The sequence below is a fragment of the Spirosoma rhododendri genome (assembly GCF_012849055.1).
GTDB classification, from domain to species: domain Bacteria; phylum Bacteroidota; class Bacteroidia; order Cytophagales; family Spirosomataceae; genus Spirosoma; species Spirosoma rhododendri.
This window is the reverse complement of the sequence record NZ_CP051677.1, coordinates 3,510,037-3,525,261: the sequence shown is the minus strand read 5'-3', so window position 1 is coordinate 3,525,261 and position 15,225 is coordinate 3,510,037. Positions and strand designations below refer to the sequence as shown.

The 15,225-nt window shown below is 58.2% G+C and carries 14 protein-coding genes; 10 read left to right on the top strand and 4 right to left on the bottom strand.

Annotated features, from left to right (window positions below; all coding sequences use genetic code 11):
• Positions 1 to 21 precede the first annotated feature (21 nt).
• A complete protein-coding gene (locus HH216_RS26010) occupies positions 22 to 2,058 on the top strand; it encodes a sensor histidine kinase (RefSeq protein ID WP_254448438.1) in 2,037 nt (678 codons plus the stop codon).
• Between the two features lie 393 nt (positions 2,059 to 2,451).
• On the opposite strand, the gene HH216_RS14540 is transcribed toward HH216_RS26010, so the two are convergent.
• The gene (locus tag HH216_RS14540; RefSeq protein ID WP_169551452.1) at positions 2,452 to 3,159 is read right to left on the bottom strand and encodes an adenosylcobinamide-GDP ribazoletransferase; all 708 of its coding nucleotides are present in this window, start codon (positions 3,157 to 3,159) and stop codon (positions 2,452 to 2,454) included.
• Between the two features lie 226 nt (positions 3,160 to 3,385).
• Here HH216_RS14540 and HH216_RS14535 point away from each other — a divergent pair, with 226 nt between their 5' ends.
• Entirely contained in the window at positions 3,386 to 3,853 is a 468-nt protein-coding gene (locus tag HH216_RS14535) for an FKBP-type peptidyl-prolyl cis-trans isomerase (protein ID WP_169551451.1), read from the top strand.
• 69 nt (positions 3,854 to 3,922) lie between these two features.
• Here the strand turns inward: HH216_RS14535 and HH216_RS26445 are convergent, their stop codons facing one another.
• Positions 3,923 to 4,048 (bottom strand): hypothetical protein, encoded by a 126-nt coding sequence (locus HH216_RS26445; protein ID WP_256366327.1) that lies wholly within the window; start codon positions 4,046 to 4,048, stop codon positions 3,923 to 3,925.
• Positions 4,049 to 4,136: 88 nt separating this feature from the next.
• Between HH216_RS26445 and HH216_RS14530 the strand changes: the two genes are divergently transcribed.
• From HH216_RS14530 to HH216_RS14520, 3 genes are all read left to right on the top strand, one after another.
• Complete coding sequence (locus tag HH216_RS14530) at positions 4,137 to 5,090, top strand: L-threonylcarbamoyladenylate synthase (RefSeq protein ID WP_169551450.1); 954 nt, start codon at positions 4,137 to 4,139, stop codon at positions 5,088 to 5,090.
• A 57-nt stretch (positions 5,091 to 5,147) separates the two neighbouring features.
• On the top strand, positions 5,148 to 5,327 hold the full coding sequence (locus HH216_RS14525) for a hypothetical protein (RefSeq protein WP_169551449.1): 180 nt from the start codon (positions 5,148 to 5,150) through the stop codon (positions 5,325 to 5,327).
• 129 nt (positions 5,328 to 5,456) lie between these two features.
• On the top strand, positions 5,457 to 7,217 hold the full coding sequence (locus tag HH216_RS14520; RefSeq protein WP_169551448.1) for a sensor histidine kinase: 1,761 nt from the start codon (positions 5,457 to 5,459) through the stop codon (positions 7,215 to 7,217).
• Between the two features lie 19 nt (positions 7,218 to 7,236).
• On the opposite strand, the gene HH216_RS14515 is transcribed toward HH216_RS14520, so the two are convergent.
• Positions 7,237 to 8,157, bottom strand: a complete 921-nt coding sequence (locus HH216_RS14515) for a 1-aminocyclopropane-1-carboxylate deaminase/D-cysteine desulfhydrase (protein ID WP_169551447.1) — start codon at positions 8,155 to 8,157, stop codon at positions 7,237 to 7,239.
• 21 nt (positions 8,158 to 8,178) lie between these two features.
• Here HH216_RS14515 and HH216_RS14510 point away from each other — a divergent pair, with 21 nt between their 5' ends.
• From HH216_RS14510 to HH216_RS14490, 5 genes are all read left to right on the top strand, one after another.
• Positions 8,179 to 9,225, top strand: a complete 1,047-nt coding sequence (locus HH216_RS14510) for an RluA family pseudouridine synthase (protein ID WP_408641796.1) — start codon at positions 8,179 to 8,181, stop codon at positions 9,223 to 9,225.
• 180 nt (positions 9,226 to 9,405) lie between these two features.
• Positions 9,406 to 9,858, top strand: coding sequence for a GNAT family N-acetyltransferase (locus tag HH216_RS14505; protein ID WP_169551446.1), 453 nt, complete (start codon positions 9,406 to 9,408; stop codon positions 9,856 to 9,858).
• 136 nt (positions 9,859 to 9,994) lie between these two features.
• Entirely contained in the window at positions 9,995 to 10,408 is a 414-nt protein-coding gene (gene parS / locus HH216_RS14500; protein WP_169551445.1) for a type II RES/Xre toxin-antitoxin system antitoxin, read from the top strand.
• Positions 10,408 to 10,893 carry an RES family NAD+ phosphorylase gene (locus tag HH216_RS14495; protein ID WP_169551444.1) on the top strand — a complete coding sequence of 162 codons (486 nt, stop codon included), beginning with the start codon at positions 10,408 to 10,410 and terminating at the stop codon, positions 10,891 to 10,893. The genes parS and HH216_RS14495 overlap by 1 nt, the downstream gene beginning before the upstream one ends.
• A gap of 58 nt (positions 10,894 to 10,951) precedes the next feature.
• A complete protein-coding gene (locus HH216_RS14490) occupies positions 10,952 to 13,216 on the top strand; it encodes a transglycosylase domain-containing protein (protein WP_169551443.1) in 2,265 nt (754 codons plus the stop codon).
• 44 nt (positions 13,217 to 13,260) lie between these two features.
• Here HH216_RS14490 and HH216_RS14485 read toward each other — a convergent pair whose 3' ends face one another.
• Positions 13,261 to 15,156, bottom strand: coding sequence for a sensor histidine kinase (locus HH216_RS14485; protein ID WP_169551442.1), 1,896 nt, complete (start codon positions 15,154 to 15,156; stop codon positions 13,261 to 13,263).
• Between the last annotated feature and the right edge of the window lie 69 nt (positions 15,157 to 15,225).

Below are 15,225 nucleotides of genomic sequence, written 5' to 3'. Positions count from 1 at the left end.
GACCGCAACGGCCGGACCTGGATGGCCGTCCCGACGGGCCTGCGCACGCTGGACGCAATGGGTCAGCTTCGGCACTATCCGGTCGGTTTTACGATCACCAGCATCGACGACGACGGACAGGGGAAGCTGTGGATAGCCGGTCAGGGGAAGCTGGCCCATTTCGACCCGGCCAACGGCCAGTATACGCTTTTCCAGATCGACAGGAGTAACCCCTTCGGAAAAGGGGGCGGGCAGGTCAGCGACGTGCTGGTGACCCGCTCGGGGGATGTCTGGGTAACGGCCGGGGGCGTAGGGGCCTGTAAACTAGACCCCCGGTCGGGCCGGTTTACGAGCTACCACCCTCCACACTCCGGCGACAAGAAAATTTTCTACAGCCGCGACGTAGTAGCCCTCTGCGAAACCAACGACGGTGCGATCTGGATGGCGACCAATATCGGCGGCATCTTCCGTGTCGATCCCAAAACGGCGGACGTATCGACGTTTACTGTTCACAACGGTCTGCCCGACAACCACATCGTTGCCCTGACTACCGATCAGATGGGTATGCTCTGGCTGGCGACCAACGACAAATTATGTCGGCTGGACCCGCTGACGCGCCAGCTCCGGGTGTTCGACGAACACGACGGGCTGCTAGGGCAAAGCTTTACGGGGGCCTGCACCTCCGCGCCGACCGGCGAACTGGCCTTTGGCTGCACAAACGGGCTGGTGGTGTTTCGCCCATCCGACATGGCAAGCAATACCTTCGTGCCCCCCGTCTACATCACGCGGGTACGGGTGCAGGACTCGACCCGTTTGTTTCCAACGCAGCCCCTGACGCTGAGCTACCGCGATAACGTAATCTCGTTCGACTTTGTGGGCCTGAACTACATTGCCCCGGAGAAAAACCAGTATACCTACCAGCTCGAAGGCGTCAACAGCGGGTGGGTCAATTGCGGCACGCAGCGGTCGGCAACCTATTCATTTCTGGCACCGGGCACCTACGTTTTTCGGGTGAAAGCGTCGAACAACGACGGGCTGTACAACCAGCAGGGTGCTTCGATTCAACTGACCGTATTGCCGCCCTGGTGGCGCGCCCCGTGGGCCTACATCCTCTATGCGATACTGGCCGCGCTGGTCGTTTGGGCACTGGTGCGGTACCGGTCGCGGCAGCTTCGGAAAGCCAATCAATTGCTGGAACGTAACGTAGCCCTGCGGACGGAAGAAGTAATCCGGCAAAAACTGGAGATCGAAACGCAGCGTAACAACCTCGCCGATACCCTCACCGAACTCCGGGACACGCAGCATCAGCTCATTCAGCGCGAAAAACTCGCCAGCCTCGGCGAACTGACAGCGGGTATCGCCCACGAAATTCAGAACCCGCTCAACTTCGTCAATAACTTCTCCGACCTGTCGGTCGATGTGGTGACGGAACTGGAGGATGAGCAGAAACGACAGCAGCGCGATGCAGACTTGGAAAACGAATTACTCGACACGTTAAAGCAAAACCTGCAAAAGATCAGCCACCACGGCAACCGGGCGTCAAGTATCGTGCAGGGTATGCTCGAACACAGCCGAATGGGTAGTGGCGAGCGATACCCCGTCGATCTGAACGCACTGGTCGATGAATACATTCGCCTGGCCTACTATGGGCAGCGGGTTAGAAATCCGCTGTTTACCTGCGCGCTGGTACAGAAACTCCAGCCCGATTTGGGTAAGGTCGACCTGGTGGGGCAGGACATTAGCCGGGTGCTCCTCAACCTGTTCAACAACGCGTTTTACGCCGTCAATCAGCGCCTAAAGCAAGCCAATGATGATTTCAAACCAACCGTGACCGTGCAGACCCGTATCGTCGACAAAGCGGTAGAGATTCAGGTGAGCGACAATGGTACAGGCATTTCCGATACTATGCAGCAAAAGATTTTTCAGCCGTTTTTCACGACTAAGCCAAGCGGAGAAGGCACCGGGCTGGGCCTGTCGCTGAGTTACGACATCATCAAAGCACACGGGGGTAGCCTGACGGTAGAAAGCCGGGAAGGCGAAGGCTGTACATTCATCATCCGGCTACCCAACGGCGGCTAACTCATTCACCGGGGGCTGTTACGTGCTGGATAGAAATACCCCCCGCCCCGACCCGTCGGCCCGGCCTGAAGGGGGAGAAGTTCATTCGCGGAATACTCCCCCTTCAGAGCTTGTTTGGGGAAGCGTTGGTTAGGTCAAAATAGCCTTTTTTGTCATCCTGAGCCTGCGAAGGATCTTCGGTAGCAGGCGGTTTATTTGCTTTTACCGAATATCCCTCCTGCGTCGGGATGACAAAAACTCCTTCACCAAACAAGCTCTGAAGGGGGAGTATTCCGCGAATGAACTTCTCCCCCTTCAGGCCGGGCCGACGCTTCGGGGCGGGCAGGGAAGCCGACCCATAGGAACTTTAGCTGTCGCCCACTGGCAATTAACGCGATGAACACGGCGAGCCGGTCAGACCGACACCCATAGCAGCGAAACGAACGACAGGTATAGCAGCACTTCGCTTAGTTGCTGCACGGTCCCCAGTCCGGCCCCTGTGTACCCGCCTTCATGTCTGAACCGACGGATAAGCCCGGCGCGTAGCAGTAGCAGCGGCACCAGAAACAGGGCGTAAATCCACAGGGTCGTCAGGTACACCAGTGCCAGCATCGGCAGCAGTCCGGCCAGCGTTGCCAGCACCCGCACCGACGGAGCCTGAGCACGCTCTGCCGATGAATCAGGGTCGTTGGCAGAGCGGGGCAGCGACCAGCTTACCGACCAGACCGCCCAATGACTCAGGCTGTGCGCCATGCCGTACTTGAGCGCCACCGTCAGGCCAAACGCTTCGTTGGCAAACAGGGCCTGTATCACGAAAAATCGGGTCAGCAACAGCAGCAGTAGCCACGTTGTTCCGCTGTTTGCTGATGCTGCGTTTCGGTCGTGCGGCCGTCCGCCGATGTACGACGCAAAGTCGCTCTCGGGCCGGGCTAGGGTTAAGCCGGCGACGGGGGCCATACTCAGCAAAACGGGCAGCGCGGAGGGCGGAAACAGGACCGTGCCGAGCCAGTACCCTCCCAGCCCGACCAGCCCCGTCAGCCAGCCCGCCAGCGGCAGCAGGGGTGATAGCGGGGATTTGGCCGGATGAGCGTAGGCCGTGCGAAGTGTAGAAACGGGAAACATGGCGAAAAGAATCGTGGAGCAGCCGTGAGCGACTGCAAACGTAAGGTGCAGCCGGTTCAGAACCGATGCTGCCCCGAAATCTTTGCCGCTGACGCCCCCGTCCGGGGCAGCAACCGGCTACACCAACCCCGTTGTCAGAACGTCGCTACATAAATCGGCCCGTGGAAAGACTTTTCCGGCGTAGGTTTGTTCTATAATCATACACAAACGGCCTGGCCGATTTATTATGCAGATTTCAAAACACAAAGTAGCCGCTATCCACTATACACTGACCGACGATGCGGGCAACGTGCTCGACTCCAGTGTTGGCAGCGAACCCCTATACTATCTTCACGGCGAAGGCAACCTGATTCCGGGCATGGAAGAAGGACTGGAAAACCACGTGAAAGGCGATAAATTCAAGATCGACGTAACTCCCGAAAAAGGGTATGGCCGGCGCAATCCCGCGTTGGTAGAAGAAGTGCCCAAGCGCGCATTCGGCGATCAGCGCGTGGCAGTAGGGATGCAGTTTGAAACAAACGAGGGCGAACTCATCACGATCACCAACGTCGGCACCGACACCGTCACCGTCGATGCCAACCACCCGCTGGCCGACCAGAGTCTGCATTTCGACGTCGAAATCCTAGACGTCCGCGACGCCACCCCCGACGAACTGGATCACGGCCACGTCCACGGCCCGGGCGGGGTACATTAATTTTAAAGAGCGAAAGAGTGAAAGAGCGAATTTGCCGGATGGTTTTTCGCTCTTTCATTCTTTCACTCTTTATTTAGACAGTATCCCCTTGGCGATCAGGTAGGGAATAATCAGCCAGAGTAAGCCTTTGATCAGGAAAAACAGGAAGCCCAGCCAGCCGACTCGTTTGAGCCATTGTTTAATGCGGTCGTTCATGGATGGTTGGTCTTTCGAGCAAAGATAGGCGGGAAAGGAACGTGCTGCCACTCACCGATTCTATCGGTCTTGCTATCTTTGCCAGCGTATGAAAACGCAGATCGGGCAGGATGTAGTGCAGGTTGGTCAACTTTTAGCCGCCGGACAGGTAGTTGGGATACCGACCGAAACCGTTTACGGGCTGGCCGGTAATGCGCTCGATCCGGATGCGGTACTAACCATCTTCCGGGTCAAGAATCGCCCCGCTTTCGATCCACTCATTCTGCACACAAACAGTATCGACCGGCTGCACGACTACGTAACCGAGATACCCCCGCCCGCCCGCCAACTCGCCGAAGCGTTCTGGCCCGGCCCACTGACCCTATTACTTCCCAAACACGAGCGCGTCCCCGATCTGGTTACGTCGGGCTTGCCGATGGTGGCCGTGCGCGTACCCAACCACCCGCTGACGCTGGCGCTGCTGGCGTCGCTCGACTTTCCGCTGGCCGCTCCCAGTGCCAATCCGTTTGGGTACATCAGCCCGACGACCGCGCAGCACGTTGCCGATCAGCTGGGCGAGCAGGTGCCTTATATTCTCGACGGTGGCCCGGCTACTGTGGGCCTTGAATCGACCATTGTCGGTTTCGAGCAGGGCAAACCCGTTGTGTACCGGCTGGGTGGTATGGCCCTCGATCAGATCGAAGCCGTCGTCGGGCCGGTCGACGTGCGAAGCCATTCGACGTCTAATCCTAAAGCGCCCGGTATGCTCAGCAGTCACTACGCTCCGCGCGTACCACTGACCCTGCTACCCATGGGCAGCAATCCCGAGCCGTCGCTCCGGGCAGGGGCGCTGGCCTTCCGGCAACCGTTTAGTGGCATCCCGGCAGCCCAGCAGCGAATTCTTTCCGAAACGGGTAATCTGGCGGAAGCGGCCCGCAATTTGTTCGCTCATTTGCGCCAGCTCGACGCCCTTGACCTCGATCTGATTTACGCCGAAACGGTACCGTCGCAAGGGCTGGGAACCGCCATCAATGACCGGCTGCGACGGGCGGCCGTTCGGTAATCGGGCGATCACAACCAGCCGCCCACCCTATCCACGCGTGCTTTTTTTCGACAACCTATGAACGACCCTTTCCCTACTGATACCTATTCATTTCTGGCTTATGGCGGACACATGGGCACCCTGATTCAGGAGAAAGACTGGTCGGCTACGCTTGGCCGGCCTGAGCAGTGGGCGCCGAGCCTCAAAATAACCCTGAGCACCCTGCTTGCCTCCCGTTTTCCGATCGTGCTCTTCTGAGGTACTGATCTGATTCAGTTCTACAACGAGGCTGCCAGTGTAAATTTATCGCTGGGCGACAGGCACCCGTCGGGACTGGGGCAACGGGCAGTCGATAGCTGGCAGGAACTCTGGCCAACCGTCGGGCCGATGATCGATCAGGCACTGGCGGGGCAGACGGTAGAGGGCGCAGACGTGCTGATTCCGGTTAGGCGCGCCGATCAGTGGGTGGATGCCTACTGGACGTTCAACTACAGCCCCGTACGCGATGAGCTGGGGCAGGTAGGGGGGGTGCTGGTAACGTTCATCGAAACGACCAACGCCATTGTTGCCGCTCGTAAACTCGGGGAACAGGAAGAGCAGCTACGCTTTGCCATCGATGCGGCCGAACTCGGCACCTGGGATCTTAACCCGCTCACGAACCGGTTTATGGGCAATGCCCGGATGAAAGCGTGGTTTGGCCTGCCCGACGACGCCAACATTCCGCTGTCGACAGCCCTCAATTCGATTATTGACGAAGACAGACAGCGTGTTACGGAAGCGATCTGGCACACCCTTAACCCGTCATCGGGCGGGCAGTACGACAGCACCTATACGCTCGTCAACCCAACAACACAGGAACGGCGCATCGTGCGGGCACGAGGACAGGCTTACTTTCGGAACGACAACGTTGCGGCTCGCTTTAGCGGTACACTACAAGATATTACGGCCGAAGTGATGGCGCAACAGCAGCTGGAAAAACTGAACGAAGACCTGCACAACAGCATCCGGCAGTTTACATTCGTCACGGACTTCATACCGCAAATGGTCTGGTCGACACAGCCTGACGGACGACACGACTTCTTCAACCAGCGCTGGCACGACTTCACGGGCCTGACCCTCGACCAGTCGCTCAACGAAGAGTGGATGCAGGCCCTGCACCCCGACGATGCATCGCGCACGGCACAGGTCTGGCAGCATAGCCTCCAGACAGGCGCTCCATACGAGATCGAGTACCGCATGAAACGCCACGACGGGCAGTATCGCTGGCTGCTGGGCCGGGCGCTGCCGCTGCGCGATGAAACCACCAATGTAGTGTTGCGCTGGTTTGGTACCTGCACCGACATCCACGACCAGAAAACTCTGTCGGCCAGTCTGGAACAGCAGGTCGAAGAGCGGACCAGCGCCCTGCAAACGGCCAACCTCGACCTGCAACGGTCCAATGAGAATCTTACCCGCTTCGCGTACGTCGCCAGCCACGATTTGCAGGAGCCGCTGCGCAAGATTCAGTCGTTCGGCGATATGCTGAGAAACACATACGGGCGTGAGTTGGGCGAGGGCCTTTCGTATCTGGAGCGCATGCAGAGCGCGGCCGGGCGTATGTCGGTCCTGATTAAAGATTTACTGTCGTTTTCCCGGATTAGTACCCAGCGGGATTCGTTTGAACCGGTACCGCTACAGCGCGTCATGCAGGATGTGCAGTCGGATCTGGAATTGGTTATTCAGGAAACCAGCGCCCGGCTGGACATCGGGCCGCTCCCAACGGTACTGGGCGACGAAGGGCAACTGGATCAGCTGTTTATGAATCTGATTTCCAACGCGCTCAAATTTCGTCAGGCCGGTCAGCCCCCCCACATCACCATCCGTTCAGAACAGGTTCAGGCGGCCTCGATACCCGAACTGTCGAACCCCGTGCGCCCATGCCGAGACTACCACCGACTGACAGTTGCCGACAACGGAATTGGGTTCGACGAAAAATACGCCGACCAGATTTTTCAGGTGTTTCAACGGCTGCACGGCCGCAATCAGTACAGCGGTACCGGCATCGGCCTGGCTATCGTGCAGAAAGTTGTAGAGAATCACGGCGGCCTTATCACCGTTGCGAGCCAGCCCGGTCACGGCACCACGTTCACCGTCTATCTACCGGAGTGAGTGTAGCCTGTGTAGCCCCCTACTCATCCAGCGCCGGGCTGCGACCCTGCAAGCCGCCGGTGTGAACAGCCACGACCGTGGCCCCCTCCGGGAAGAAACCGCGCCGGGCGAGGTCGTAGATACCGTACAGCATCTTACCGGTGTAGACCTGCTCAAACCGGACTCCCGTACGCTGTTCAACCGTTCGGATGAACGCCAGCAGGTCGGGCGTCGTGCGGGCGTAGCCGCCAAATGTGTAGTCGGTTATAAGCTGCCAATGGTCGTGCGGCTGGGGCAGCGCGGGAATGCTCGTCTGCGCGCCGACGGCCGAAAACCCCAGCACCTGCGTAGCCAGCCGTTCGCTGGCCACTGCCCCAACCAGCCCGGCCACGGTACCGCCCGTCCCGACGGAGCAGCAGACAAAATCGGGCTCACTACCCAGTTGCGTCAGTAGTTCGTCCATAAGTTCAGCCGTTCCCTGAATGGCTAATTCGTTGGTACCACCCTCCGGCAGCACATAGGCCGGGCCAACAGCAGCCAGCAACGAAGCGAGGTAAGCCGGGTCAGTTTTTCGGTCGTAATCGGCCCGGCTGACGAAGTGCAGGGCCATACCCATCTGTTCACAACGGGCCAGCGTCGGGTTGCGGGGCCGGGTGGCCAGCTCATCGCCCCGAACGATACCGATCGTCCGAAAACCGAACGTCTGACCCGCTGCGGCTACTGCGAAGAGATGGTTGGAGTACGCCCCACCGAAGGTCAGCAGCGTCGATAAACCTTGCTGGCGGGCATCGATCAGGTTGTACTTGAGCTTGCGCCATTTGTTGCCCGACACCAGCGGATGCAGCTGGTCGTCGCGCTTGAGCAGCAGCCGGATCGGGACGGGTTCGGGAAACGGATCGGGCAGCAGCGTCAGGGGTGATAGCCCCGCCAAATCACGCAGTTGTCGTTCGAGTTCGTCCATAAAGGCTTATTTTTGCCCGAAATAACAGACAAATTGACTGCGGTGGCCGAACTGGACGACGATTTACCCGAAGACGACGAATTATACGAACACCACCGCATCGTGGTCGACAAAGGCCAGAGCCTGCTGCGCGTCGACCGGTTTCTGATGGACCGGCTCCCCCACGCGTCACGCACCAAGATTCAGGCGGGTATCGACGTTGAATCGGTGCGGGTCAACGACCGGCCCATCAAAGCCAGTTACCGGATCAAACCGCTCGACGTCATTACCATTTCGCTGCCCCACCCGCCCCGCGAAACCGACATCCTGCCCGAAAATATCCCGCTCGACATTGTTTTTGAGGACGACGAACTGCTGGTGCTGAATAAACCCGCCGGGATGGTGGTTCACCCTGCCCACGGCAACTGGGACGGTACGCTGGTCAACGCGCTGGTGTATCATTTTCAGAACCTGCCCACCACCCGCAACGGGGCTACCCGGCCGGGGCTGGTGCACCGAATCGACAAAGACACGTCGGGCCTGATGGTGATTGCCAAGACAGAGTACGCCATGACCCACCTGGCCCGGCAGTTTTTCGAGCACAGTATCGAACGAACCTACAACGCCCTCGTCTGGGGCCTCCCCGAACCCACCGACGGTACCATTACGGGGTACATCGGGCGGAGCGCGAAAGACCGCAAGGTGCAGACCATCTACGACGACGAAAGCAAAGGCAAGTGGGCCGTTACGCACTATAAAACGCTGGAGCAGCTACGGTATGTGGCCCTGATGCAATGCAACCTCGAAACGGGCCGGACCCACCAGATCCGGGCGCACCTGAAACACATCGGCCACCCCCTCTTCAACGACGCCATGTACGGGGGCGACCGGGTGCTGCGCGGCCAACCCGTAGGCAGCTTCAAAGCCTTCGTCGAGAACGCGTTCAAGCTGCTGCCCCGGCAGGCCCTGCACGCCAAATCGCTCGGCTTCATCCACCCCCGCACCCGGCAGTGGCTTCAGTTCGACTCGGCCCTACCCACCGACTTTCAGGCCGCCCTCGACAAGTGGCGGGGATTGGCTACTTTATAAAGTTGTAGAGTTGGATAGTCGTAGAGTTGTAAAGTTGCTGCCGCCAGCACTGACCGCGTCAGCCCATCCGGCCGGTAACAACTTTACAACCCTACAACTATCCAAGTCTACAACTTTACAACTATTCAACTCCATAACTTTACAGCTCTATAACTTTACAACCAGTCAACTTTCCTCCTCATGATCTCTATCCGTGCCGGCGTCCTTGAAGATGTTCCCGATGCCTTTGCCCTTGTTACCGAACTGGCCGTTTACGAACGTTCTGCCGATGAGGTTTCCAACACCGTCGAGCAGATGGCGCTCGATGGCTTCGGCCCAAACCCCCTCTACGGGATGCTGGTAGCCGAAGAGACAGCGACCAAAAAGATCGTCGGGATGGCGCTGTACTATTTCCGCTATTCGACCTGGAAAGGCAAGCGGCTGTACCTCGAAGACATCATCGTGACGGAAGAGTTCCGGGGCTACGGCATTGGCAAACTGCTGCTCGACGCAACCGTTGAAACCGCGCATACCACCCAGTGTACGGGTATGATGTGGCAGGTACTCGACTGGAATCAGCCCGCCATTGGCTTCTATCAGCAGTTTGGTACCCGCTTCGACAACGGCTGGACAAACTGCCATCTCGATTTCTGATCATGCACTGACCCCGCTATCGATCTGTTTTCACACACGGACCGATAGCGGGATGTCGGCAATAAGTTGACTCGACAGACACGATAACGATCAAAAGCGCGTTACAACAGTATCAAATGAGTTTAACCAGGTTACTATGACAGCTCCCGCTAGTTTACAGTCAGCCGGTGGTAATGCGCTTACGCCTTTGCAATTGATCGATCGGTCGCGCGAGGGGTTGGTCGGTACGGAAGCGGGTCAGGTTGCCAGTCTGCTGGACGTTTCAGACAAGGAAATGGCCCGGCTGCTCAATCAGTCGGTCGCTACGTTTCACCGGCAGGCCAGGCTGGGACGACTCGACCCATCGACGTCTGAACGGCTGCTGCTGCTTAGTCAACTGGCCGTCTACGGTGCGTCGGTGTTTCAGGATCGGGGCAAGTTCAATCGCTGGCTCCGGCGTCCGCTGCGGCTGTTGGAAAACCGGTCGCCACTGGATCTGCTCGATAGTTCGACCGGTGTCCGGCTCGTTGAAGACCTGCTGGGTCGTATTGATTACGGTGTACTTAGCTGATGGCGATTACAGTCTATCGCATTCAGACTGACAGTCACCACGACACGATTTTAGATGGGATCGGCGCGCAGCTACACGGTGGCCGGTGGAACCTCCGGGGTCGCCCGATGATCTACACGGCGACAACCCCTGAACTTTGCTTTCTGGAATATATGGTTCATCTGGACGGCACCCCCCTGGCCGATCTGCCTCCGCTTATTCTGTGCGAAATCAGCCTTCCAGCCCAGTCTGTTCAGTATTTGTCGGCCGATCAGTTACCGACAGGATGGAACGATCCGTACCTGACGCCAGTGGGTCTGCCGGGCTTCCTGGATGGTCAGTTCCGGCAGCGGCAGTGTCTCGGCATTGCCATACCGTCGGCCGTGATACCCCTGTCGCCCTCGCGCAACGTCCTGATCGACCCATTGCATCCGCAACGAAATCAATGTACGCTACTGTCCATCCAGCCCTACCCCATCGACCCGCGTCTGCCAACCGGCAACTGACCAACGAACGGGTATCACCCGCCTTTATTCTTTATCTTTGCGTATCTCTAGTTAAAGCATGACGGATCGTCAACGTACAGCCCTCCGTATTGTGGGTGGCATTCTTCTGAGTATTCTGCTGATTGCGGGCGTGGGTGTGGGCATTGCCTTCTCAAAACGTGAAAGCCTGCTTCAGACCGCCCTCGCCAAAATTACCCGCAAAGCCGAGCGCGACTATAACCTCGACCTAACGATCGGTTCTGCCCGCTTCACCGGCCTGACGTCGGTTGCCTTCACCAACATTGCCGTGGTACCCCAGGACCGCGACAGCCTTGCCCGCATCGGGCGCGTGGAAGTATCGGTGCGGCTGTGGCCACTGCTGCTGGGCAAAATCGGCCTGTCGACGATGGCGCTGGAGAATGCCAGGATTCAGGTTATCAAGCGCGATTCACTGACGAACGTCGACTTTCTGCTGCATCCCCGTAAGGATTCAACGGCAACTGATACGCCGAAGTCGACACGTAAAACCGACCTGGCTGACGTTACCGAAAACCTGATCGACAATGTACTGTCGAAAATCCCCGACGATCTGGACGTAAAGAATCTGGATGTGGTGGGGATCAACAACGAGGATACACTCCGGCTCTTCACCCAGACGGCTACCATCCACGACGAGCAGGTACAGTCGACTATTCTGCTGAATAGAAACGAAGCCGTCTGGCACCTCACCGGCACTGCCGACCCCGCCGACCGCGAGTACGACCTGGCCCTGTTTGCCAATCAGCCCGACGGCCGCGCCAAACCACTTGAACTGGCCTACATCCAGAAACGCTACAACCTGATGCTCCAGGCCGACACCCTGCGGGCGCAACTGAGGGACGTCGACCGGTCGCGGGGTGAGTTTCGGCTGGAAGGAGCCGGATCGGTGCGAAATCTGCGCGTCAATCACCCGGCCATTGCCCGCACCGACGTGCTGGTGCCCCAGGCATCGATGGACGCCAGGCTGTTCGTTGGCAAAGACTATGTCGGTATCGACAGCACCTCCACACTGCGGCTGGGCGAAGTCAGTGCGCGCCCGTTTGTGAAGTACACCCTCCCCGACCGGACCGTACCTGAGGGGCAGCCGGGTTCGGGCAAGCAGTACGACGTTCAGCTCCATACCGACCCGATGAACGCGCAGGCCCTGTTCAATTCGTTTCCGCAGGGGTTGTTCGAGTCGCTCGAAGGTATGCAGGTAGCGGGTAAGCTGAAGTACGATCTGTCGTTTCAGTTCGACACGGCCCTCCCCGATTCGGTTAAATTCGACTCCGGCCTGACGCCCGATAACTTCAAAATTCTGAAGATGGGCCGTACCGATTTCGGCGCGATCAACAAACCGTTCAACTACACACCGTACGAGAAAGGCAAGCCCGTCCGTACGATTTACGTTGGCCCGACCAACCCCGACTACACCCCCCTCAACGAGATCGCCCCCGATCTGCGCAACGCCCTGCTCACGTCGGAAGATTATACGTTTTTCACGCACAAGGGCTTCAACGAGAGGGCGTTTCGGGTATCGATAGCCACCAACTTCAAGGAGAAATCGTTTAAGCGCGGGGCCAGCACAGTTTCGATGCAGCTGGTGAAGAACGTGTTTCTGAACCGCAACAAGACCCTCTCGCGCAAGGTCGAGGAAATCCTGATCGTGTGGCTGATCGAAAATCAGCACATCGTGCCGAAAGAGCGGATGTACGAAGTGTACCTCAACATCATCGAGTGGGGCCGCAACATCTACGGTATCGGTGAAGCCGCTCGCTACTATTTCGCCAAACGCCCCTCGGAGCTGTCGCTGGGCGAAAGCATTTTCCTGGCCTTCGTCGTGCCGCGCCCCAAAGCAGCCCTGAACTGGTTCGTACCAGGGGGTGGTTTGCAGGTGCGTAACGTGCGGGGCTACTTCCGCATCATCGGCAGAATCATGGCGAAACGTGGCCTGACGGCCCCCGACTCCGGCGCCTATGGCTTCTACGACGTACGGCTGCGCGAAGGCTTACGCCGGGAGCTTCCCCCCGTCGATACGCTCATGCAATCGGACAGCCTGATGGTCGACCCGATCGAATCGGATATCGATGCGGATGGCGACGGTACGGGGATCGGTAATTTCTTCCGTCGACTGTTTAAAGGACGTGCTGAGCGCGGCACCGATGAGCAGCAACCCGCCGTTCAGTCAGACGCACCGGCATCGGTAGACCCCGCGGTACCCACCGCTGACACGGTGAAGACCCGCAAACAGCTTCGGCAGGAACGACGCGAACGCAAACGACGCGAACGCGAAGCCGAGCAACCCAACGACAACGGTACGCAGTAGAAACGACAACGGGCGATTATCAGTGATAGTCGCCCGTTGTCGTTTTACCCCGGCAGGTACACCGTGAAGGTAGACCCGGCATCGGGGCGGCTCTCGGCGATTATTACCCCGCCGTGCTGCTCGGCCACTTTTCTGACGATCGCCAGGCCGATACCGGTGCCGCTATACAGATTGCGGCTGTGCAGGCGTTGAAACACCTGAAAAATCCGGTCGTTATATTTTTCGTCGAACCCAATACCATTATCGGCAACCCGGATTGCCCAGAATGAACATCCGCTTGGTCGACTCTCCCGTAGCGACGGGGGCAGCCGATCGTCCGCGACCCGTTCACTACTGATCTGCACGACGGGGGGTACGCCTTCCCGGTGAAATTTCACCGCGTTGCTCAACAGATTCTGAAACAGCTGGTGCAACTGCACCGGATCGCCCACCACCTGCGGTAGCTGATCCAGCTGAATCGTGGCACCGGCCATCCCCACGGTAAACTCCATGTCATTGAGCAACTCCGTCAGTACCGTATGCAGATCAACAGGCCGGAACGAGTCCGGCTGGCTACCGATACGGGCATAGCTAAGCAAATCCCGGATCAAACTGGACATGCGTTCGGCCGATGATTGGATACGGACGAGGATATCGAGCCCCCTGTCATCGAGCTGCTCCGTGTACTGACCACTCAGAATTGAGCTGAACGACGTAATCTTTCGCAGCGGCTCCTGCAAGTCGTGACTGGCAATGTAGGCAAATGCCTGTAGGCTCTCGTTGGAGCGTTTCAACTCGGCATTGATCTGCTCAAGCTGCCGCTGGTACTGCCGGTCGCTGGTGATATCGACCGAAGAGAGTACGACCCCATCTCCAGCGCGGGCAATGTTGATCGAGTATAGTTTATCGGCAACACCGAACTCAAATCTGGCGGGCTCCCCCGTGTTCACAACCTGCACGTACCGCTCAAATTCAGGCGTTCCAGCCGCTTCGGGCCGATGCTCCAGAAACGACCGGCTCATGTGCTGTTTGAGGGTGTCGCCCCAAATCTCCTGTGCCCGTTTGTTGGCCAGTGCCGTTTTGAAATCGGCGATTTTCCCATTCTGACCGCGAATTACACTGTGCAGGGAGATCGCCGTCTGCGAATTATTCAGGATTGTCCGCAGTAGATCAGCCTGCTCCTCAATGGCGGCCTCCGCTTCTTTTACCGGCGTAATATCGAGCGTCGTCTGAACGTATCCGTCGCCGTGTTTAACCACGCGCACGTAAAACCATTTGTCTGTCTGCCCGTGTTTGTAGTGCGTTTCAACCGCCAGGGGCTCCCCCGTTTCAACTACGGTTTTAAACTGACTGAATACGCCGGATTCTTTATCACCGGGAAATGTAGCCAGCATACGCTTTCCAGACAGCTCTTCGGCCTCGGGCAGGTTACTGAGCCGATTGCTTTCCCGATTGGCCAGCCGGTACTCGAAATCAATGAGTTGGCCGGTCGTTTCGTCACGAATGCTGGTGGCAACAACGATAGCTACGGGGGAGCTATCGAGCGCTTCACGCATCATCCGTCGCTGCTCCTCCTGCTCTTTAGCCAGCGCGTCGGCCCGTTGCCGCGCCAGCACGGTGTCGGTTACGTCGAGAATGACCGTACCCAGATAAGCCGGTTTCTGATCGACTGCGGGCACCTGCGTAACCACCAGTCGAATGTAACGCTGTACACACTGCCCCGCCCACATAACAGAAACCGCTACCTCAGACGAGTCAGTGTCCGTACCGAGCAACCGACTGTAGAGACCGGCCTGCTCGGGCGTCAGCAGCTCGCTTAGTAGTTGTCCGTCGTTCACAGCATCGGGTACGTTCCAGAACCGACGCCACGCATCGTTGACGATCTGCACCCGGTTTGAGCCGGCGTACAGTACCGCCATGGGCACAGGCGTGTGGTGAAACAAAGCGGACAACGGCTCCATACGTAATAAAAACGGCGCAAGGGTATTTAGTCAAAGCTAATCAACACCTGCCAATTTTCGTTATCCTCT